At 66.1% G+C, this 19,388-nt stretch carries 19 protein-coding genes and 1 pseudogene; 5 read left to right on the top strand and 15 right to left on the bottom strand.

Annotation, left to right across the window (positions count from 1 at the left end; genetic code table 11):
* Positions 1-57: 57 nt before the first annotated feature.
* Positions 58-468, top strand: coding sequence for a fosfomycin resistance glutathione transferase (fos, locus tag V0R62_RS01835; protein WP_330102474.1), 411 nt, complete (start codon positions 58-60; stop codon positions 466-468).
* Here the strand turns inward: fos and V0R62_RS01840 are convergent.
* Positions 459-968, bottom strand: a complete 510-nt coding sequence (locus V0R62_RS01840) for a GNAT family N-acetyltransferase (RefSeq protein WP_330102475.1) — start codon at positions 966-968, stop codon at positions 459-461. The genes fos and V0R62_RS01840 overlap by 10 nt on opposite strands.
* Before the next feature lie 150 nt (positions 969-1,118).
* On the opposite strand from V0R62_RS01840, the gene V0R62_RS01845 reads away from it, so the two are divergent.
* The gene (locus V0R62_RS01845; protein ID WP_203646608.1) at positions 1,119-1,619 is read left to right on the top strand and encodes a methylated-DNA--[protein]-cysteine S-methyltransferase; all 501 of its coding nucleotides are present in this window, start codon (positions 1,119-1,121) and stop codon (positions 1,617-1,619) included.
* Positions 1,620-1,622: 3 nt separating this feature from the next.
* On the opposite strand, the gene V0R62_RS01850 is transcribed toward V0R62_RS01845, so the two are convergent.
* Positions 1,623-1,865: a hypothetical protein gene (locus tag V0R62_RS01850; protein WP_330102476.1), complete on the bottom strand. Its 243-nt coding sequence runs from the start codon at positions 1,863-1,865 to the stop codon at positions 1,623-1,625.
* 141 nt (positions 1,866-2,006) lie between these two features.
* On the opposite strand from V0R62_RS01850, the gene V0R62_RS01855 reads away from it, so the two are divergent.
* Positions 2,007-2,531 (top strand): DUF2867 domain-containing protein, encoded by a 525-nt coding sequence (locus V0R62_RS01855; protein ID WP_330102477.1) that lies wholly within the window; start codon positions 2,007-2,009, stop codon positions 2,529-2,531.
* Between the two features lie 3 nt (positions 2,532-2,534).
* Here V0R62_RS01855 and V0R62_RS01860 read toward each other — a convergent pair whose 3' ends face one another.
* The gene (locus V0R62_RS01860; RefSeq protein WP_186713397.1) at positions 2,535-3,041 is read right to left on the bottom strand and encodes a DUF3016 domain-containing protein; all 507 of its coding nucleotides are present in this window, start codon (positions 3,039-3,041) and stop codon (positions 2,535-2,537) included.
* Between the two features lie 74 nt (positions 3,042-3,115).
* On the opposite strand from V0R62_RS01860, the gene V0R62_RS01865 reads away from it, so the two are divergent.
* Positions 3,116-3,811 (top strand): metallophosphoesterase, encoded by a 696-nt coding sequence (locus V0R62_RS01865; protein ID WP_330102478.1) that lies wholly within the window; start codon positions 3,116-3,118, stop codon positions 3,809-3,811.
* Here the strand turns inward: V0R62_RS01865 and V0R62_RS01870 are convergent.
* Together V0R62_RS01870 and V0R62_RS01875 are read right to left on the bottom strand one after the other, a co-directional pair.
* On the bottom strand, positions 3,789-4,409 hold the full coding sequence (locus V0R62_RS01870) for a LysE family translocator (RefSeq protein WP_330102479.1): 621 nt from the start codon (positions 4,407-4,409) through the stop codon (positions 3,789-3,791). The two genes, V0R62_RS01865 and V0R62_RS01870, sit on opposite strands and share 23 nt — an antisense overlap.
* Positions 4,410-4,472: 63 nt before the next feature.
* Positions 4,473-5,284, bottom strand: a pseudogene (locus V0R62_RS01875) (AraC family transcriptional regulator).
* 136 nt (positions 5,285-5,420) lie between these two features.
* On the opposite strand from V0R62_RS01875, the gene V0R62_RS01880 reads away from it, so the two are divergent.
* Positions 5,421-6,044 (top strand): LysE family translocator, encoded by a 624-nt coding sequence (locus V0R62_RS01880; protein ID WP_330102480.1) that lies wholly within the window; start codon positions 5,421-5,423, stop codon positions 6,042-6,044.
* Here the strand turns inward: V0R62_RS01880 and V0R62_RS01885 are convergent.
* From V0R62_RS01885 to V0R62_RS01930, 10 genes are all read right to left on the bottom strand, one after another.
* Positions 6,041-8,470 (bottom strand): autotransporter family protein, encoded by a 2,430-nt coding sequence (locus V0R62_RS01885; RefSeq protein ID WP_330102481.1) that lies wholly within the window; start codon positions 8,468-8,470, stop codon positions 6,041-6,043. The two genes, V0R62_RS01880 and V0R62_RS01885, sit on opposite strands and share 4 nt — an antisense overlap.
* Before the next feature lie 129 nt (positions 8,471-8,599).
* Positions 8,600-8,875: a peptidylprolyl isomerase gene (locus V0R62_RS01890; RefSeq protein WP_008095636.1), complete on the bottom strand. Its 276-nt coding sequence runs from the start codon at positions 8,873-8,875 to the stop codon at positions 8,600-8,602.
* A gap of 52 nt (positions 8,876-8,927) precedes the next feature.
* Positions 8,928-10,877, bottom strand: coding sequence for an acetoacetate--CoA ligase (locus V0R62_RS01895; protein WP_330102482.1), 1,950 nt, complete (start codon positions 10,875-10,877; stop codon positions 8,928-8,930).
* Positions 10,878-11,087: 210 nt separating this feature from the next.
* Complete coding sequence (gene hbdH, locus V0R62_RS01900) at positions 11,088-11,858, bottom strand: 3-hydroxybutyrate dehydrogenase (RefSeq protein ID WP_330102483.1); 771 nt, start codon at positions 11,856-11,858, stop codon at positions 11,088-11,090.
* A gap of 11 nt (positions 11,859-11,869) precedes the next feature.
* Positions 11,870-13,261, bottom strand: coding sequence for a GntP family permease (locus V0R62_RS01905; protein ID WP_330102484.1), 1,392 nt, complete (start codon positions 13,259-13,261; stop codon positions 11,870-11,872).
* A 278-nt stretch (positions 13,262-13,539) separates the two neighbouring features.
* Positions 13,540-14,925: a sigma-54 interaction domain-containing protein gene (locus V0R62_RS01910; RefSeq protein ID WP_330102485.1), complete on the bottom strand. Its 1,386-nt coding sequence runs from the start codon at positions 14,923-14,925 to the stop codon at positions 13,540-13,542.
* 168 nt (positions 14,926-15,093) lie between these two features.
* Complete coding sequence (locus V0R62_RS01915) at positions 15,094-16,110, bottom strand: ABC transporter permease (RefSeq protein WP_330102486.1); 1,017 nt, start codon at positions 16,108-16,110, stop codon at positions 15,094-15,096.
* A complete protein-coding gene (locus V0R62_RS01920) occupies positions 16,110-17,168 on the bottom strand; it encodes a microcin C ABC transporter permease YejB (protein ID WP_260271821.1) in 1,059 nt (352 codons plus the stop codon). The genes V0R62_RS01915 and V0R62_RS01920 overlap by 1 nt, the downstream gene beginning before the upstream one ends.
* Complete coding sequence (locus V0R62_RS01925; protein ID WP_408005616.1) at positions 17,165-19,087, bottom strand: extracellular solute-binding protein; 1,923 nt, start codon at positions 19,085-19,087, stop codon at positions 17,165-17,167. Before V0R62_RS01925 ends, V0R62_RS01920 begins: the two co-directional genes overlap by 4 nt.
* Positions 19,088-19,103: 16 nt before the next feature.
* Entirely contained in the window at positions 19,104-19,385 is a 282-nt protein-coding gene (locus V0R62_RS01930; RefSeq protein WP_094009975.1) for a peptidylprolyl isomerase, read from the bottom strand.
* Positions 19,386-19,388: the final 3 nt, after the last annotated feature.

Below are 19,388 nucleotides of genomic sequence, written 5' to 3' on the forward strand. Positions count from 1 at the left end.
TCGGTTCCATCGCGCCCCGTGAAGCGATCCCGCCTCACTTCACCTCAGGTGTCTCTCATGTTGAACGGACTCAACCATCTCACCCTGGCAGTTTCGAACCTGCCGGACAGTATCGTGTTCTACCAGCAGGTCCTGGGCTTCAAGCTCGATGCACGTTGGGACCGCGGTGCCTATCTGAGCCTGGGTGATCTGTGGCTGTGCCTGTCGGTCGACCAGGTCGAGGTAGGCGACTTGCAGCGCAACTACACCCATTACGCGTTTTCCATCCGCCAAGCCGATTTCGCGGCATTCGCCCAGCGCTTGCATGAGCATGCCGTGCGCCTTTGGAAACAGGACAGCAGCGAGGGCGACTCGCTGTATTTCCTCGACCCGGACGGCCACCAGCTCGAAGCCCATGTCGGCAATCTGCAGTCGCGGCTGGCGGCCTGCCGGGTCAGGCCCTACGCGGGCATGTCGTTCTACGACTGACGCATCCGCGCCATGCACAGCGCATCGACGTACACCCCGTCGCGCACGCCGTAATCGCGCAGCCGGCCTTCGGTCTCGAAGCCGAACTTGCGATACAGCGCCAGCGCCGGCTCATTGTCGGCGTAGACGGTGAGCTGGACTCGGCGCAGGTTCATCCAGTTGTCGGCGATGTCGAGGATCGCCGCCATCAGCCGCGAGCCGACGCCCTTGCCTTGCCAGGCCTGGGCAACGCCCATGAGCAGCTCGCCCAGGTGCGCCTGGCGGATGCGTGTGCTCTGGTCGAGGCCGATATTGCCGATCACCTGGCCTTGGTGCACTGCCACCAGGCGGACCTGGCGTTCGTGGTAGGTGGCCAGGCGCTCACGCCAGACCTCGACGGACTGGTAGGGCATCTGCAGCACCTGGCGGCACACGGCCGGTTCGTTATAGAGCGCGGCGATGCCCTGCAGGTGCTGCTCGGCAAAACGTTCGATGACGATGTCGGGCGATGCGTTGTTCACTGTGTTTCCATCCTTTGAAAAACGAGTGGCGCCTTAGTGTACGGGGCGCAGCTCCACGCTGGCCAGTGGCGATGACCGGGCAAGAAAGCGGATGCGCCGTCGCGCCGCGATGAGTACAGTGCAGTGATCGTCGTCCTGCTGGAGCCTGTCATGTCCTGTGCCTTCACCCTCATGCAATCGCCTGTCGGCACCCTGACCCTGGTGGCGCGGGGCGAGCGGCTGGCCGCCGTGCTGTGGGAGCACGAGCGGGAAAACCGGGTGCGCCTGGGCGACCTGCACCGCGACGACCAGCATGGCGTGCTGCGCGAGACCGCTCGCCAGCTGGGCGAGTACTTTGCCGGGCAACGCCAGCGCTTCGAGCTGCAACTGGATTTCGCCGGCACCGAGTTCCAGCGTGAGGTCTGGGCGGCGCTGTTGACCATTCCCTTCGGCCAGACTCGCAGCTACGGCGAGATCGCCCGGCAGATCGGCAAGCCCGATGCGGTCCGCGCGGTGGGTGCGGCCAACGGGCGCAATCCGATCTCGATTATCGCGCCATGCCACCGGGTGATCGGCGCCTCGGGTAGCCTCACCGGTTTCGCCGGTGGCCTGCCGGCCAAGCAGTTCCTGCTGGCATTGGAAGGGCGGCAGAGCCTGGCGCTGGATTTCTAGGTTTCAGCCCAGCCAGGCGCACAGCAGCGCCAACATCACGGCTAGAAGGGTGCCGGCAAACAGGCTGTAGTGGCGGTGGGCGCGGCGGGCGTGGGCTTCGACCTCCCGCAGGTACTGCCCCGGAGGCGGGGCATCCGGGCGATGGCGCAGGCCTTCGGCGATATCCGCCAGGCGCCCGCGAATCAGGGTGCCCACCAGGTACCAGACGCTGGCATAGCTGGCCAGGATCACCAGCACGTACTTCATATGGGCGAAACCCCGGCAGTGCCTGTCTGTGGCGCCGGTCGTAGCGTGCAGGTCGTCATGGTGCATCCGTCCTTGGCATGTCGTCGGCTGACGAGGATACAATCGACGGGCGCTGACTCCCAGCGCCGATGTGTCGATTTCATGGACGAGACCGCAATGACCCATGCCGCAGCCATCCCCGCCGACTCGCTGATCGCTCCCCACGCCGCGCAGGCGGGCTTTCGTCATTGCCGGGCGATCGACCTGGCGGACGATGGGCAACCCGCCATGGCGCACTTCCTGCGCCTGATGGCGAGCATGCCTGGCTGGATCGACGAAATGATGGTGTTGCGCAACCGCCTGGTCGGGCTGTTCGGGTTGAAGAACCTGGGCCGGCTGACCGCCATCGACCCGGCCCGCGCACCGGGCAGCTACCAGCCCGCAGAGCGGGTGGGCATCTTCACCCTGATCAGCAACAGCGAGCATGAGGTGCTGCTGGCCGATTGCGATCATCACCTGGACGTGCACATTGCCCTGATGCGTCGCCCGACGACCCCGGGGCGGTGCGAGGTGCTGGTCAGCACCGTGGTGCGCACGCACAACTGGCTGGGCCGCCTGTACATGCTGCCGGTAGCGCCGTTCCATCGGCTGATCGCGCCCATCGCCCTGCGCCGGCTGGCGCGGTGACGATCAGGACGGCGGCGCGAAGCGTTGACGGAACCAATCACCGAGCATGGCCTTTTCCGCATACAGCCGGTCGTTGCTGCCCAGGCGGCCGGGGCGGCTGAGGTACATCTTGTCGCTCAGGTGTTCCTGGGCCTTGAGCGCGGGTTGCCCAGGCTGCTGAAGGGTGTAGTCGAGGTCGATGCTGGGCCAGGTGACCTCGCGCATGAAGCGCACATCGTAGGCCTGGCTGTGCCAGGGTTCGAAACGTCCGGCCAGGTCGATGTCGCGAATGTCGATGACCAGTTGCTGGCCGGGTCGCAGGTAGCGCTGGCCGAGCTTCTGCAGGTGCTGGGTGAGGGCCTTCATCACCTGCGGATCGGCGCCTTGGGGGTAGCCGCGGTTGTCGAGGCTGGCATCGCGGAATTTTTCCGGGTGGTCGAAACGCACCTCGACCTGCGCGGTTGGGGCGCCCTGTGCCATGCTGTCGAATGCCAGCACCAGCAACAGGGCGCTGGCCAGGGTGGTACGCATGATGCACCTCCGGGTTTGGGCGGCTCGCCTGCCTATTTTACGCCGGTGCGGGGCATAAGCAGAGGACTGATGCAATGAGCGCTTTTCGGCGGATGACCGCCAATACCCGCGGGCGTGACCTGGCCGTGGGCGATATTCATGGGCACTTCGAGCGTCTGCAGGAATGCCTCGAGGCCGTCGAGTTCGATCCGGCGGTCGACCGCCTGTTCAGCGTTGGCGATCTGGTCGACCGCGGGCCGGCCAGCCCGCAGGCGCTGGAATGGCTGGCCAAGCCCTGGTTCCACGCGGTACAGGGCAACCACGAGTCGCTGGCGGTCAATCACCTGCGCGGCGGTCGGGTCGACCTGGACATGTACCGGGCGGCCGGCGGCGGCTGGTTCCTCGACCTGCCGAAAACACAGCAGGCGCGTTTCGTCGAGGTGTTCGAGCGGTTGCCGATCGCGCTGCAGGTCGACACACCCGACGGTCCGGTCGGGCTGCTGCACGCCGACAGCCCGTTCGACGACTGGGAGCGTCTATGCGTGAACCTGCAGGCCGGGAATGACCCGCAGGTGCGCGAGGTGTGCCAGTGGTCGCGACGGCGCCTGAAGGAGGGCGACAGCCGGCCAGTGAAGGGCCTGCGGGCCTTGCTGGTCGGGCATACGCCGGTGCTGGAGGTGAAGGTGCTGGGCAATGTCTGGCACCTGGACACCGGCGGCTGGAGCCGTGGTCACTTCAGCCTGCTCGAGCTGCGGGGACTGACGTTGCTCAGCCCAGGGTCAGGTGCATGAGCACGCCGCTGGCGAGCAGGATCAGCATCACCCCCGAGGCCCGCTCCAGCCAGGGCAGGGCGCGGGCGAAGCGGCGCAGCACCCGCTGATTGCCGATGGCCACGGCCACCAGCAAGTCCCAGGCCAGGACGATGCCGAACATCCAGGTGCCATAGGCCAGCTTGGCCAAAGTACCGCTGCTGGCGATCATGCTGGCCAGGCTGGCGTAGAACAGCGCGTTCTTCGGGTTGAGGATGCCCGAGGCGAAACCCATGCCCAGGCTGTTCAGCCAGCCACCGGCGCGCGGTGTAGCATTGGCGGAGGCACCCGTCAGGCCGCTCTTTCCAGCATGGCGCAGGAACAGTTGCCCGATGTACAGCAGGTAGCCACAGCCGGCCAGTTGCAGGGCGACGAACAGCGGGCTGCCGTCGTGCAGGAACGACACCCCGGCGAACGCCGCGCCGATGAACACGCCATTGGCCAGGGCGATGCCTGCGCAGGCGCCACTGGCCACCCGCCAGCCGGCGCTGGCCGAGGTGCGGGCCACCAGGAAGAAGTCCGGGCCTGGAGAGAGCAGGGCGAGGAAGTGGGCGGTGGCGATGAGCAGGAACAGTTGCATGATCGGGCTTCCAGGGAGAGGAAGCCGCAGTCTGTGGCCGGGCGACTGGCCGGGTATTGAAAATTATTGCAAGGCCGCGCGGTATGCCCCCGGCGTTACCCCCGCATGCGCCTTGAACACCCGCTGGAAGTGGCTCTGGTCGGCAAAGCCCAGGCGATACGCGACTTCTGCCAGCGGCCGGTCCTGGCGCAACAGTTGCCGGGCCTTGTTTATCCGGGCGTTGAGCAGGTAGGCATGGGGCGTCATGCCGGTGGCGATGGTGAAGGCGCGGATCAGTTGGTAGCGCCCCATGCCTGCCAGCCGTGCCAGGCCATCGAGGCTCAGTTCGGCCAACGCCTGCTCCTCGGCATGGGCCAGCAGGTCGCGGAGTGTCGAAGGCGGCAGGGGCGGCGCGGGTGGCAGGTCCGGATGGATGGAGAAGTCGTTGTCGCCAAGAAAGGCCACCAGTGCCGCCTCTTTCTCGAACACAGTCGCCTGGGAAAACAACAGGGTGTTCAGCGCGCAGAACCGCCGGTACAGCGCCGCCGAGCGGCTGACCCGGGCCGCTGCGCCGGGTTGGTCGGCGGCAATCCCCGATTCCAGGCGCAGGCAGCGTAGCCAGTCGGCGTCCAGGTGCAGCATCTGGTAGCTCCAGGCCTGCCCGGCCTCGGGGTTGCAGGCATGCACCCGCTGGGCTGGCACACCAGGGTGCCAGGCGCCAGGCGCACCTGTCCGTCGCCGGCCCCAGTGAAGCGGCTATGACCGGCATCCACCGCGCCGATGGAAAAGCTTGGATGGCTGTGGGCCTTGTAGCAGGCGCGGCTGTGGCAGGCGCGTCGGCTCTCGACGAAGGGCAGGGTCGGGTCGTGCCAGATTTCACTGCTCGAAGGGGTCATGCAGAGAGGGCCTGGAGGTGGGCGCAGGGTGCCAGTCTACCGCGTGCCTACTGTTCCGGCCATTTGCCGCGCCACTGTGCTTGACGCGCTTGCCCGCCGGGCGCGACGCTGCGACGGTCCCCGCTGGAGAAGAATAATGGACCTGTCGAGCCTGCTGCTGTTCATCCCCGCCTGTTTCGCCCTGAACATGGCGCCTGGCCCCAACAACCTGCTGTCCCTGCACAATGCCAGCCGCTATGGCCTGCGCACCGCCTGCGTGGCCGGCGGCGGGCGCCTGCTCGCCTTCAGCGGCATGATTGCCCTGGCCGCCATGGGCCTGGCTGTGGTGCTGCATACCAGCGAGTACCTGTTCCTGGCGATCAAGGTGCTGGGCGCGGGCTATCTGTTCTATATCGCCTGGCAGCTGTGGCGGGCGCCGGTCGGCGGAGCGGTGGTGGCCGGCGAGCAGCCACGCGGTACCTGGAAGCTGGCGCGCCAGGAGTTCTGGGTGGCGGCGGGCAATCCCAAGGCCATTCTTATCTTCACCGCCTTCCTGCCGCAGTTCGTCTCGGTGGGCAGCGCCACACCGGTGAGCGAACAGTTCCTGCAACTGGGCGTGCTGTTCCTGCTGCTGGAGTGGGCGGCCATTGCCATCTACGCCGGGCTTGGCGCCTACCTGCAGCGCTGGTTCGAACGGCCCGGGCCACGACGCCTGTTCAATCGGATCAGCGCGTCGCTGCTGGGTTGCGCCGGTATTGGCCTGCTGGCTGCACGTCGCTAGAACTGCCAGCGCACGCCCAGGTTCACGCCGCTGGCTTCCTGCTGGTGGCTATCCAGGTTGCGGGTGTATTGCACGCCGCCGTGCAGGCTCAAGGCCTGGTTGAGCTGGGCCACCAGACCTCCTTCGAGTTGCACCGAGGTAAAACGGTAGTCTGTCTTGATCCTGTCCACGCCATCGAAGATCAAGGTGTCGCGCCCACCGTCGCCATGCCACAGGTTGAGCTGTGCATAGGGCTGCAGCAGACGATCGCCCGCGATTTTGAATACACCTTCCAGGCGCACGCCAAGTCGACTGGTCAGCTCCACCTGGGCGTCATGGCTGATGCGTGAGATGCCGTCGCTGGCGCTGTCCAGCGAGGTCTTCTGGGCGATCAGCTGCGCTTGCGGCTCCAGGGTCCAGCGTTCGGACAGGATGAACGGCAAACCGGACTCCAGCGACGCGGCCCAGGCATGGCCGTCGAGCTCCAGCTTGCCGCCGCGGTCCGAGCGCGCCCGGCCATCGAGGTCGGTGTACTGGACGACCGTGTCGAGGTACCAGCGCTGCGGCGCGACCAGCGTCCAGTAGACCCCCATGCTCTTGCCCTCGAGTACCAGGTCACCCACGCTGCGGTTCTCGATGGCCAGGGCGAAACCCTTGACGTCGGCGTCCAGCCGGCTGTGGCCGACATACACACCCATCTGCTGGCGATAGCCATTGTCACTGACCTTGGCATAGAGGTCCTGGCCCACTTTGAAGCCCTGAAGGTCGCCATCCAGGCTTGGGCTTACGGTGCCACTCCATTGCTGGCGCAATGCGCCGCCATAGGCCTGGCCCCAACTGGCCGGCAACGCGCCCTGGCCAGCTAGCAGTTGCTGGTCGCCCTGGCGCTGATGGAAGGTTCCCAAGGCCTGTCGGGCAATGATCGCGGCGCCTCTGGGCGCGGCGGCATACGTGGGCACTTCCGGGCGGTAAAGCGGCACACTCTCGCCGGCCACTGGGGCGGGAAGGACGGGTTGGCCGGGAGCTGGTGCCGGTACGGGCGGCGTAACGGGCGGCTCGCCTGGCGCGGGCGCCGGGGGCGCGACCAGGGTCGAGCGCAGGTACCAGCTGTTCTCGCTGCCCGCGGTCACGCCGCCCTTGAACAAGCGGTAATCGTAGGCGCCGGCAGAGAGTGTCTGGGTCTGTGTGAAGGCGTTGGCGCTGCTGGTGGCACCATCGCGGGCCTCGACCACCTGGATGCCGTTTTGGGCGGTAACGGCACCTGTGCCATCGAGGTTGTTGACGACCAAGCGGGTGCTGCCGGTGATGGCGCCCTGACTGACGATGAGGCGGTCGGAGGTGGCATCGTCACCAGCCAGCTGGCTGGTGACGCGCAAGGTACCGTTGGTGCCTTCGTAGTTGCCCTGGATCGTCAAGCGTCCGAGTCCATCCCCGCCGGTACCGAGGTCGAGGGTGCCGGCGTTGTTCACGGTCGCTGGCTGGCCTGCGGCAACGGCAGAGACGATGCCTTGCCGGGAAACCAGGGTGCTGCTGGCATCGATGCTCAATGTGCCACGGCTGGTATCCACGTCTCCGAGGCGCAAGGTATCGTCCAGGTCTAGCCGGCTACCCTCGTTCAGCGCGATACGCTCCCAGTTGAGGTACTGGCCGCCCCCCGTGGTCCGGCTGGCGCTGAAGGTGAGCGAATCGTCGCCTGCGCCACCATCGAGCGGGATGGACAGCTTCTCTTGGTCCAGGCCCTTGAGCAGGGCCTGATCATTGTCGGGGCCGAGGTCAACGCGACCAGCAATACGCCCACCGTCCCAGGTGAAGGTATCGTTGCCCGTGCTGAGCAGCACATCGCCGCCAATCTGGCCGCCATGCAGAAGCACCTGGTCGTCACCGCCACTGACGCTGATGTTGCCCCCTACCGTGCCGTCGAAGATTTCCACATAGTCCTTGTCGAAGGCCGTGATGATGTTCCGATCGATCGCGCCGCCGCGCATGATGAAGGTGTTTTCGTCCAGGCGCATGTTGACGTTGCCGATTCGCCCGGCGTCCATCTCGGCATAGTCGCCGCTGTCGAAGGTGCCTTTGATCCAGCCGCCGGTCATGCGGAAGGTATCCAGGCCGTCGCCCTGGTTGAGGTTGCCCTCGATCACGCCGCCGCTGATCTTGAAGTCGTCGATGCCCGAGCCCTGGTCGACATTGCCGCCGATGCTGCCTGAGGCGATGTCGATAAGGTCCACCCCCGTGCCGAAGGTCACATCGCCACTGATGGTGCCTGTTCCGCCTGCCGGCATGCTCAGGCTGTTGTTGCCGTTGGTATCGGTCAATGCGGCGGCTGTGCCGCTGTCGCAGACGAAGGTGTCGTCGCCTGCTCCCGCGGTGAAGCTGCAGGCAGCCTGAGCGGTGGGTAGGGACAGCAGGGGCAGGGTGCCGAGAGTCAGCAGCAGGCTCATTCGCATGGGTAGACCTCCAGGGTTCCGGAAAGGCCTGCACAGCGTGCGCTGCGTGCAGGCTCAGCCCGGTTGTATAGAGGTCTGGGAGGGGGGCACAACTGGCAGAATTGTCAGGTGGCCAGTGGCCGCTGGCTGTCAGTCGCGGTAGAACGTCTGCACCAGGTGATAACCGAACTTGCTCTTGATCGGCCCGTGCACCACGCGCAGGGGCTTCTTGAAGATCACCTGGTCGATGGCGCCGACCAGCTGGCCCGGGCGCACTTCGCCCAGGTCACCGCCACGCTTGCCGGACGGGCAGGTGGAGAACTTCTTGGCCAGCACGTCGAAGGCCTCGCCGTTGGCGATGCGCTGCTTGAGCTTTTCGGCTTCGTCAGCGGTCTTGACCAGGATATGGCGGGCTTGGGCTTTCATGGGGGTACCTGTGTTTCAGGGCAAAAGGGCGACATTATGCCTGATGTCATCATCAGCGTAACTCCGGGCGGTCGCGGAACTGCTCCAGCGCCTCGGGGTTGGCCAGGGCATCGGTATTCTTCACCGGCAGGCCATGCACCACGTTGCGGATCGCCAGTTCCACCAGCTTGCCGCTGAGGGTGCGCGGGATGTCGTCGACCTGGGCGATCACCGCCGGTACATGACGCGGCGTGGTGTACTGCCGGATCACCTGGCGGATGCGTTGGCGCAGGGCATCGTCCAGTTGCAGGCCATCGCGCAGGCGTACGAACAGCACCACGCGCACGTCGCCGTGCCAGGCTTGGCCGATGGCCACGCTCTCCAGCACCTCTTCGACCTTTTCCACCTGGCGATAGATCTCCGCGGTGCCGATACGCACGCCGCCGGGGTTGAGCACGGCGTCGGAACGGCCGTGGATCACCAGGCCACCGCCCGGGATCTGCTCGGCATAGTCGCCCTGGCACCAGACAGCCTCGAACTGGCTGAAATAGGCGTCATGGTAGCGCCTGCCGTCGTCGTCGCCCCAGAAGCCCAGCGGCATCGAAGGGAAGGGCTGGGTACAGACCAGCTCACCTTTCTCGCCAGTGATCGACTGCCGCTGTTCGTTCCACACATCCACCGCCATGCCCAGGGCCTTGCCGGCGATCTCGCCTCGGCGCACCGGCAGCAGCGGGTTGCCGACCACGAAGCAGGCGACGATATCGGTGCCACCGGACATGGACGCCAGGCACACGTCGGCCTTCACCTTGGCGTACACATAGTCGTAGCTGTGCGGTGACAACGGCGAACCGGTAGAGAGGATCAGCCGCAGGCTGTCGAGGCGGTGGGACTTGGCCGGTTCGACACCGGCCTGCTCCAGCGCGGCAAGGTACTTGGCGCTGGTGCCGAAGGCATGGATCCCTTCGGCATCGATCAGGTCGAGTAGGCGCTCGGGGCCCGGGTGGAACGGCGAGCCGTCATACAGCACCAGGGTGGCGCCGATCGCCAGGCCGCTGACCAGCCAGTTCCACATCATCCAGCCGCAGGTGGTGTAGTAGAACAGCACGTCGTCGGCCTTGAGGTCGTTGTGCAGACCGTGTTCCTTCAGGTGTTGCAGCAGCACGCCACCGGCACGGTGGACGATGCACTTGGGCACGCCGGTGGTGCCGCTGGAGTACAGGATATAGAGCGGATGGTCGAAGGGCAGGGCGGTAAAGTCCGGGGTGCCGCCCGGGGTGAAATAGTCATCCCACAGCACGGTCTGCTTGGTGCTGAACTCATCGGCGCGGGTCTGCGGCCGGATGTGGGGCACTACCAGCAACAGCTCGACACTGGGGAGTTGGGCCACGACCTGGTTGATTTTCTCCACCTGGTCGATGGTCTTGCCGGCGTACTGGTAACCGGCGCAGGCCACCAGCAGCCTGGGCGCGATCTGCCCGAAACGATCGATGATGCCATGGGTGCCGAATTCCGGTGAACAGCTGGACCAGACCGCGCCAAGGCTGGTGGCGGCGAGCATGGCCACCAGGGTTTCCCAGGTGTTGGGCATCACCGCGGCGATGCGGTCGCCGGGCTGTATGCCGACCTGTCTGAAGGCCTGTTGCAGCCCGGCGACCTGGGCGGCCAGCTGGTTGTGGGTGAGGCTGTGGCGAGTGCCGTCCTCGCGCACGGCCACCACGGCCGGGCGGTCGTCGCGACGCTGCAGCAGGTGCTCGGCGACGTTCAGGGTGGCGCCGCGGAACCAGCGGGCCTCGGTCATGTGTTCGCCTTCCTCGAGGACGCTAGCGGGTGGCGTGTGCCAGCGCACATGGAAATACTCGGCCAGGGCCTGCCAGAACTGCGGGCGCTGTTCGATGCTCCAGCGGTGCAGGGCGGCGTAGCTGTCGAGCTGGAGGTTGAAGCGCCGGTTGACCCGGCGGCGGAAGGCTTCCATCCGGCTCGCTTCGATGCGGGTGGTGGAGGGGCGCCAGAGTACGTCGTTCATGCCGGGACCCTCGGTGATTGCTGATCCACTCGCCTCTTCAGGGTATCCGCAACCCCTGTAGGAGCGGCCTTGTGCCGCGAAAGGGCTGCATCGCAGTCCCAACCATTGGTGTCACATCATCGATCGCCGGGGCCGCTTTGCGGCCCTTTCGCGGCGCAAGGCCGCTCCTATACACAGAGAATGCACAACCCCGACCATCATTCTAGCCGCTTACTGAGCAAGCCAGCCGCCATCGACGTTCCAGGCGGCGCCACGCACCTGGCTGCCGGCCTCGCTGCACAGGAACAACACCAGCTCGCCGAGATGCCGGGGCGTGACGAAGGCCAGCGAAGGCTGCTTCTCGGCCAGCAGGTCGTGCTGCGCCTGCTGCGCATCGCCACCGTTGGCGGCACGGTCGTCGATCTGCTTCTGCACCAGCGGGGTCAGCACCCAGCCCGGGCAGATGGCGTTGCAGGTGACGTTGCTGGTGGCGGTCTCCAGGCCGATGACCTTGGTCAGGCCGACCACGCCGTGCTTGGCGGCGACGTAGGCGGCCTTGCCGGTGGAGCCCACCAGGCCGTGCACCGAGGCGATGTTGACGATCCGCCCCCAGCCCCGCGCGCGCATGCTCGGCAGGACCAGGCGGCTACCGTGGAACACCGCTGACAGGTTCAGCGCGATGATCTTGTCCCAGGCCTCCACCGGAAACTGCTCGACCGGCGCCACGTGCTGGATGCCGGCGTTGTTGACCAGGATATCGACCGCGCCGAACTCACGCTCGGCCAGGACGAACATCTGCTCGATCTGCGCCACGTCGGACAGGTCGGCGGGGTGGTGGGCCACCTTGACCCCGTGCTGCCTGATCTCGGCAATGGCGGCCGCCGGGTCGCCAAAGCCGTTGAGCAGGATGTTGGCGCCGGCCTCGGCCAGCACCTGGGCTATCCCCAAACCGATGCCGCTGGTGGAACCGGTGACCAGTGCGGTCTTGCCTTTGAGCGTCATGCCATTCTCCTTCATACGATGCCGGTGGCGTAGAACGTGGCGATGACCACGAACACGGCCAGGGTCTTGATCAGGGTAATTCCGAAAATGTCCTTGTAGGCCTCGCGGTGGGTCAGCCCGGTAACCGCCAGCAGGGTGATCACCGCGCCGTTGTGCGGCAGGGTGTCCATGCCGCCGCTGGCCATGGCCGCGACCCGGTGCAGCACCTCCAGCGGGATGTTCGCCGCGTTGGCGGCGGTGATAAAGCTGTCGCTCATGGCCGCCAGGGCGATGCTCATGCCGCCGGAAGCGGAGCCGGTGATGCCGGCCAGCAGGGTGACGGTAATGGCTTCGTTGACCAGCGGGTTGGGGATGCTGCGCAGGGCGTCGGCCAGGACCAGGAAGCCTGGCAGCGAGGCGATCACCGCGCCGAAACCATATTCCGAGGCGGTGTTCATCGCCGCCAGCAGGGCACCGCTCACAGCACTTTTGGTGCCTTCGGCCAGACGCTGGCGAATGGTGCCGAAGGCGCACACCAGTACCATCAGGATGCCTACCAGCAGTGCTGCCTGCACGGCCCAGATCGCGGTGAGCTTGGCCACGTCGCTCTGCACCGGCGCGGCCATGCCCGGCAACTGCAGGGTGTGGCTGGCCCCGTACCACTGGGGAATCCAGTGGGTGAACAGCAGGTTCATCACCCCCACCAGCAGCAGCGGCGCCAGGGCCAGCCACGGGTTGGGCAGGGCGATGTCGTCGGCGGTTTCCGGCTCGTTGCGCAGGTTGCTGCCGTAGCCTTCGCCCTTGCGCTGGGCCTTGTTACGCTGGCGTTGCAGGTAGAGCATGCCGGCGCAGAACACGAACAGCGTGCCGATCAGCCCCAGCCAGGGGGCGGCCCAGGCGGTGGTGTTGAAGAAGGTGCTGGGGATGATGTTCTGGATTTGCGGGGTGCCGGGCAGGGCGTCCATGGTGAAAGAGAACGCGCCCAGGGCGATAGTCGCCGGGATCAGCCGCTTGGGGATGTCGCTCTGGCGGAACATCTCGGCGGCGAACGGGTACACCGCGAACACCACCACGAACAGCGACACGCCGCCGTAGGTGAGCAAGGCGCAGACCAGCACGATCACCAGCATGGCCTGGCGGGTGCCGAGCAGGCGGATGGCGGCGGCGACGATAGAGCGCGAGAAGCCCGACAGTTCGATCAGCTTGCCGAACACGGCGCCGAGCAGGAACACCGGGAAGTACAGTTTGATGAAACCGACCATTTTCTCCATGAACACCCCGGTAAAGGCCGGGGCCACGGCGGCGGGGTCGGTGAGCAGCACGGCGCCGAGGGCGGCGATGGGGGCGAAGAGGATCACGCTGTAGCCGCGGTAGGCGGCGAGCATGAGCAGGGCCAGGGCAGCGAGGGCGATGAGCACGGTCATCGAGGGGGATCTCCAGGGTGTTGTTTTTATGGTTGCCGGGGAGATAGCGGGAATCGTGCCATATAGTTAACTAATTGATTTTATTGAATAAATATCCATTTTCTGAATTTATTGTCTCTGTTTAGAGATGCACATTGGCTGAAGACCATCGCGGGACAAGCCCGCTCCTACAGGGGGCGGTGTATTTGCGAGTATCACCAATCCCTGTAGGAGCGGGCTTGCCCCGCTATCGAGGGCAAAGCCCTCGCCACAGTCTCTATTTTGAAACGTAAATCTCTTTATTGAGACAAAATACCCAGCGCCACCATTTTCTTGTACAGCGTCGAGCGCCCCAATCCCAATGCCTTTGCCGCCTCCGGCACATTCCCGCCACTGCGTGCCAAGGCCTGCACAATCAGCCCGCGTTCAAACTGCGCACAGGCCTCCCGGTAGCCCAACTGCGGTGCCGTCTCGGCCACCGGGCTCAACGGTCCCAGCGCGTTCATCAGATCATGCACGCCCAGTCGTGGCTGGTCCGCCAGCAGGGTCGCCCGTTCCAGCACATTGCGCAGTTCTCGGATATTCCCCGGCCAGGCATGCCGCCCCAACAGCGCCTGGGCATCAACCTCCAGCTCATACTGGCTGCCCAACTCGGCTAGGATCGCCTCGCACAGCGCCGGCAGATCCTCCAGGCGCTCGCGCAGCGGCGGCACCTGCACCGGCAGCACGTTCAGCCGGTAGTACAGGTCGGCACGAAACGCCCCCCGGGTCATGGCCGCCTGCAGGTCGATGGAGGTGGCGGCGATGATCCGCACGTCACTGCGCAGCATCTGGTTGCTGCCCACCGGCTCGTATTCCTTCTCCTGCAGCACGCGCAACAGCTTGCTCTGCAGGGCCAGGGGCATGTCGCCGATCTCGTCGAGGAACAACGTGCCGCCTTCGGCCAGTTGCAGCTTGCCGCTGCGTCCCTTGCGGTCGGCGCCGGTGAAGGCGCCGGGGGCGGTGCCAAAGAACTCGGCCTCCAGCAACGCCTCGGGGATCGCCGCGCTGTTGATGCTGACGAACGCCTTGTGCGCCCGCGCCGAGGCGGCGTGGATGGCGTGGGCCAGCAGTTCCTTGCCGGTGCCGGTCTCGCCGAGCAGCAGCACCGGCGAGTCGCTGGTCGCGCCGCGGCGGGCGCGGCGCTTGGCCTCGAGGCAGGCAGGGCTGCTACCGACGAACTGGGCGAAGCTGTAGCGGGCCTGGCGCGCGCGCAGCTGCGAGCGGGTCGAGGCCAGCTCCTGCTGCATGCTGGCGTAGCGCTTGAGCAGCGGCGACAGGCTGCGCAGCTCGTCGAACAGGGCGAAGCCGATGGCACCGATCAGCGCGCCCTGGTCGTCATGGATCGGTAGGCGCATCACCACCAGCGGCTCGTTCGGCGTGTCGAGCATGTCCAGCAGGATCGGCTTGCCGTTGCTCACCACCTCGCGCATCAGGCTGCCGGGGATTACCGCCTCGCAGGGCTGGCCGATGGCACTGGCGGCATCCTGCAGGCCGAAACGCCGGGCATAGCGCTCGTTCATCCAGACGATGCGCGCCTGGCGGTCGACGATCACCGTGCCTTCGCTGGATTGCTCGATGATCTCGAACAGCGAGCGGATGGCCAGTTGGCGGACCTGGGGGTAGTCCTTGAGGTTGTCGTGCATGGAAGGGATACCCATAGTCGAAATGTATGCCGAACGTGTAGGAGCGGCCTTGTGTCGCGATAGGGCCGCAAAGCGGCCCCAGCGATCTTTGCGTCGTCACTGAAATCCCGGGGCCGCTCTGCGGCCCTATCGCGACACAAGGCCGCTCCTACAGTGACCGAGGTAAGGCTAGGTGCGAGGATCGAACGCCTCGCGCAGCGCATCGCCGATGAATACCAGCAACGACAGGATCAACGCCAGGGCAAAGAATGCGGTAAAGCCCAGCCACGGCGCCTCGAGGTGCTGCTTGCCCTGGGTGACCAGCTCGCCTAGCGAGGCGCTACCGGCGGGCATGCCGAAGCCGAGAAAATCCAGCGCAGTGAGGGTGGTGATCGCTCCGGTGAGCATGAACGGCACATAGGTCAGGGTCGCGTTCAGGGCGTTGGGCAGGATATGCCGCAACATCACCTGGGTGTCCGAAAGCCCCAGGGCCCGTGCCGCCTTGACGTATTCCAGGTTGCGCCCACGGAGGAACTCGGCGCGTACCACATCGACCAGGGTCAGCCACGAGAACAGCGCCATGATCCCCAGCAGCCACCAGAAATCCGGCTCGACGAAGCCCGACAGGATGATCAAGAGGTACAGCACCGGCAACCCCGACCACACCTCCAGCAGGCGCTGGCCGAGCAAGTCGACCCAGCCGCCGTGGTAGCCCTGCAGGGCACCGGCCGTCACGCCGATGAGCACGCTGAGCAGGGTCAGGGCGAAGGCGAACAATAACGATATCCGCGTGCCATACAGTACCCGTGCCAGCACGTCGCGGCCTTGGTCGTCGGTGCCCAGCCAGTTGCTCGCGCTGGGTGGGCTGGGGGTGGGGACCTGCAGGTCGTAGTTGGGGGTATCGGCGCTGAACGGGATCGGCGCGAACAGCATCCAGCCACCCTGGCCTTCGATCAACTGGCGCACGTACTGGCTGCGGTAGTCGGGCTGGAACGGCAGCTGCCCGCCGAACTGCTGCTCGGTGTAGCGGTTGAGCGCCGGGGTGTACAGCTCGCCCTGGTAGCCCAGCAGCAAGGGCTTATCATTGGCCACCAGCTCCGCGCCCAGGCTCAGCAGCAGCAACCCGGCGAACAGCCACAGCGAGATCCAGCCGCGGCGGTTGTCGCGAAAACGCCGCAGGCGGCGCCGGGCGATGGGCGAGAACATCAGCGCCCCCTCGCGTCGAAGTCGATGCGCGGGTCGAGCACCGTGTAGCACAGATCGCCCAGCAGGCGGATCAGCAGTCCGGCCAGGGTGAAGATGAACAAGGTGCCGAACACCACCGGGTAGTCCCGCGACACCGCCGCCTCGTAGCTCATGCGCCCAAGGCCGTCGAGGGAGAAGATCACCTCGATCAGCAGGGAACCTGCGAAGAACACCGTGATCAGCGCCTGGGGCAGGCCGGCCACCACCAGCAGCATGGCGTTGCGCAGCACATGGCCGTACAGCACCCGCCGCTCGCTCAGGCCCTTGGCCCGGGCGGTGACCACGTACTGGCGGGCGATCTCGTCGAGGAAGGCGTTCTTGGTCAGCAGGGTCAGGGTGGCGAAGCCGCCGATCACCAGGGCGCCGACCGGCAGCACCAGGTGCCAGAAGTAGTCGGCGACCTTGCCCAACAGGCTGAGCTGGTCGAAGTCCTCCGACACCAGCCCGCGCACCGGGAACCAGTTGAGCGAGGTGCCGCCAGCGAACAGCACGATCAGCAGCAGGGCGAACAGGAACGAGGGCAGGGCGTAGCCGATCACGATCAGCGCGCTGCTCCAGGCGTCAAAACGGCTGCCATGGCGCACCGCCTTGCGGATGCCCAGCGGGATCGACACCAGGTAGGTGATCAGCGTGGCCCAGAAGCCCAGCGACAAGGTCACCGGCAGCTTCTGCACGATCAGCTCGGTGACCGTGGCGCCGCGAAAGAAGCTCTGGCCGAAGTCCAGCCGCGCGTACTGGCCGAGCATCAGCCACAGCCGTTCGGGCGCGGACTTGTCGAAACCGTACTGGCGCTTGATCTCCTCGATCAGCTTCGGGTCCAGGCCGCGGCTCGCGCGCGATTCGCCCTGTACCGCCTCGACGCGGGCGCCCGGGGCGCCGCCACCGATGCCTTGCAGACGTGCCACGGCCTGTTCCACCGGCCCGCCGGGCGCGGCCTGGACGATGGCGAAGTTCACCAGCAGGATGGCCAGCAAGGTGGGGATGATCAGCAGCAGGCGGCGCAGGATGTAGCTGGTCATGGCGCGCTCCGCAGGCGCTCGGCCATCTGCGGGTTGGTCAGCGCCCTGGGGCTGACTTCCCACCAGGTGTCCAGCCCCTCGTCATAGGTCGGCTGTACCTTGGGCAGGCCGAAGCGGTTCCACCACACCGTCGAGCTGCCCGGCGGGTAGTAGTTGGGAATCCAGTAGTAGTTCCATTGCAGCACCCGGTCCAGGGCGCGGGCGTGGCGCAGCATGTCGGCCTGGCTGGTGGCGCGCACCAGGCCGTCGAGCAGGCGGTCCACCGCCGGGTCCTTGAGCACCATCAGGTTGTTCGAGCCCGGGTCGTTGGCCGCGGCGGAGCCGAAGTAGTTGTACTGTTCGCTGCCCGGGGACAAGGTTACCGGGTAGCCGGTGACGATCATGTCGTAGTCGCGGGCCATGACGCGGTTGACGTACTGGGCCGAGTCGACGTTGCGGATGTTCAGCTCGACGCCGATCTGTGCGAGGTTGCGCTTCCACGGCAGCAACAGCCGCTCCATCCCCGACTGGCCGTTGAGGAAGGTGAAACTCAGCGGTTGGCCCTGGGCATTGACCAGCCGATCGCCCTGGGGATGCCAGCCGGCCTCCTGCAGCAAGGCCAGCGCCTGCAGTTGCTGCTGGCGGATGATGCCGGAACCGTCGGTGACCGGCGCGTTGAACACCTGGCTGAACACTTCGTCCGGCACCTGACCGCGCAGCGGCTCGAGCAGCTTGAGCTCCTCGGTGTCGGGCAGGGCGCGGGCGGCCAGAGGCGTATTGGAGTAGAGGCTCTGCTGGCGGATGTACATATTGCGCATCATCTGCCGGTTGCTCCACTCGAAGTCCCAGAGCATGCCCAGGGCCTGGCGCACACGGCGGTCCTTGAATTGCGGCTGGTCCAGGTTGAACACGAAACCCTGGGCGATCTGCGGCTTGGCCGGGCCCAGGTGGGCGCGTTGCAGGCGCCCGTCATCCAGGGGCTCACCGTTGTAGCCGAGAGTGTAGGCGGTGGCGGAGTACTCGCGGTTGTAGTCGTAGCCTCCGCCCTTGAGCACTTGCCGGGCCACTTCAGTGTCGCCGAAGAATTCGACGCCGATGCGGGCGAAGTTGTACAGCCCGCGGGCGACCGGCAGGTCCCGGGCCCACCAGGTCGTATCGCGCTCAAAGGTGATGCTGCGGCCGTTGTCGATTCTGCCGATGCGGTACGGGCCGCTGCCCACCGGCTTGTCGAATCCGGCGCCGTTGGCGAAGTCGCGTTGCTGCCAGTCGTGCTCGGGCAGCACCGGCAGGCCGGCCAGCTCCAGGGCCAGGGTGCGGCCATGGGGTTGCTTGAAGTCGAAGCGCACCTGGCGCGGGCCTTCGACCGTGACTGCGGCGACATCAGCGAACTGGGTGCGGAACTTGAGACTGCCCTTGTTCATCAGCAATTCATAGCTGAAGCGCACGTCCTCGGCCCGCACCGGCTTGCCGTCGGCGAAGGTGGAGCGCGGGTCGAGGTAGAAGCGCAGCCAGGCATCGTCCGGGCCGCGCTCCATGCGCTGGGCGATCAGGCCGTAGACGGTGTAGGGCTCGTCGAGCGAGCGTACGGCCAGGGGCGCATACAGCCAGCCATCGACCTGGCTGACGCCGATGCCTTTGTCGATGTAAGGCAGGATATGGTCGAACTGGCCGATCTCGATGGCCGAGCGGCGCAGGCTACCACCCTTTGGGGCGTCGGGGTTTACATAGTCGAAATGGCGGAAGTTCGCGGGGTAGCGCGGGGCTTCGGCGTAGACGGTGAGGGCGTGGGTGGGGGCGGCGTGGGCTGACGAGAGCGAGCACCACAAGATCATGCAACACAATACTTGTGGGAGCGGGTTTACCCGCGAATGCGTCGGCTCAGGCAACGATGTTGCATGTACGGGCGCATTCGTGGGTAAACCCGCTCCCACAGGGGACATCATCGCCTGCGATGACTTAGTCCTGACGGCTGGTCACTTCCAGCAGGTGGTAGCCGAACTGGGTCTTCACCGGGCCCTGGACGACATTCAGCGGCGCGCTGAAGACCACGGTGTCGAACTCGCGAACCATCTGGCCCGGGCCGAACGAACCCAGGTCGCCGCCCTGGCGGCTGGACGGGCAGGTGGAGTTGGCCTTGGCGACTTCGGCGAAGTCGGCGCCGGCTTCGATCTGCGCTTTGAGTTCGTTGCACTTGTCTTCGCTGGCAACCAGGATGTGGCGGGCGGTGGCTCGGGCCATGGG

The sequence above is a fragment of the Pseudomonas carassii genome (assembly GCF_036324045.1).
Classification (GTDB): Bacteria; Pseudomonadota; Gammaproteobacteria; order Pseudomonadales; family Pseudomonadaceae; genus Aquipseudomonas; species Aquipseudomonas peradeniyensis.

What these genes read in the sequence shown, in the direction of transcription:
- fos (WP_330102474.1), top strand. Translation starts at nt 58, where the DNA reads ATGTTGAACGGACTCAACCATCTCACCCTGGCAGTTTCGAACCTGCCG.
- V0R62_RS01845 (WP_203646608.1), top strand. Translation starts at nt 1,119, where the DNA reads ATGTCCTGTGCCTTCACCCTCATGCAATCGCCTGTCGGCACCCTGACC.
- V0R62_RS01850 (WP_330102476.1), bottom strand. Translation starts at nt 1,865, where the DNA reads ATGAAGTACGTGCTGGTGATCCTGGCCAGCTATGCCAGCGTCTGGTAC.
- V0R62_RS01855 (WP_330102477.1), top strand. Translation starts at nt 2,007, where the DNA reads ATGGACGAGACCGCAATGACCCATGCCGCAGCCATCCCCGCCGACTCG.
- V0R62_RS01860 (WP_186713397.1), bottom strand. Translation starts at nt 3,041, where the DNA reads ATGCGTACCACCCTGGCCAGCGCCCTGTTGCTGGTGCTGGCATTCGAC.
- V0R62_RS01865 (WP_330102478.1), top strand. Translation starts at nt 3,116, where the DNA reads ATGAGCGCTTTTCGGCGGATGACCGCCAATACCCGCGGGCGTGACCTG.
- V0R62_RS01870 (WP_330102479.1), bottom strand. Translation starts at nt 4,409, where the DNA reads ATGCAACTGTTCCTGCTCATCGCCACCGCCCACTTCCTCGCCCTGCTC.
- V0R62_RS01880 (WP_330102480.1), top strand. Translation starts at nt 5,421, where the DNA reads ATGGACCTGTCGAGCCTGCTGCTGTTCATCCCCGCCTGTTTCGCCCTG.
- V0R62_RS01885 (WP_330102481.1), bottom strand. Translation starts at nt 8,470, where the DNA reads ATGCGAATGAGCCTGCTGCTGACTCTCGGCACCCTGCCCCTGCTGTCC.
- V0R62_RS01890 (WP_008095636.1), bottom strand. Translation starts at nt 8,875, where the DNA reads ATGAAAGCCCAAGCCCGCCATATCCTGGTCAAGACCGCTGACGAAGCC.
- V0R62_RS01895 (WP_330102482.1), bottom strand. Translation starts at nt 10,877, where the DNA reads ATGAACGACGTACTCTGGCGCCCCTCCACCACCCGCATCGAAGCGAGC.
- hbdH (WP_330102483.1), bottom strand. Translation starts at nt 11,858, where the DNA reads ATGACGCTCAAAGGCAAGACCGCACTGGTCACCGGTTCCACCAGCGGC.
- V0R62_RS01905 (WP_330102484.1), bottom strand. Translation starts at nt 13,261, where the DNA reads ATGACCGTGCTCATCGCCCTCGCTGCCCTGGCCCTGCTCATGCTCGCC.
- V0R62_RS01910 (WP_330102485.1), bottom strand. Translation starts at nt 14,925, where the DNA reads ATGCACGACAACCTCAAGGACTACCCCCAGGTCCGCCAACTGGCCATC.
- V0R62_RS01915 (WP_330102486.1), bottom strand. Translation starts at nt 16,110, where the DNA reads ATGTTCTCGCCCATCGCCCGGCGCCGCCTGCGGCGTTTTCGCGACAAC.
- V0R62_RS01920 (WP_260271821.1), bottom strand. Translation starts at nt 17,168, where the DNA reads ATGACCAGCTACATCCTGCGCCGCCTGCTGCTGATCATCCCCACCTTG.
- V0R62_RS01925 (WP_408005616.1), bottom strand. Translation starts at nt 19,087, where the DNA reads ATGTCCCCTGTGGGAGCGGGTTTACCCACGAATGCGCCCGTACATGCA.
- V0R62_RS01930 (WP_094009975.1), bottom strand. Translation starts at nt 19,385, where the DNA reads ATGGCCCGAGCCACCGCCCGCCACATCCTGGTTGCCAGCGAAGACAAG.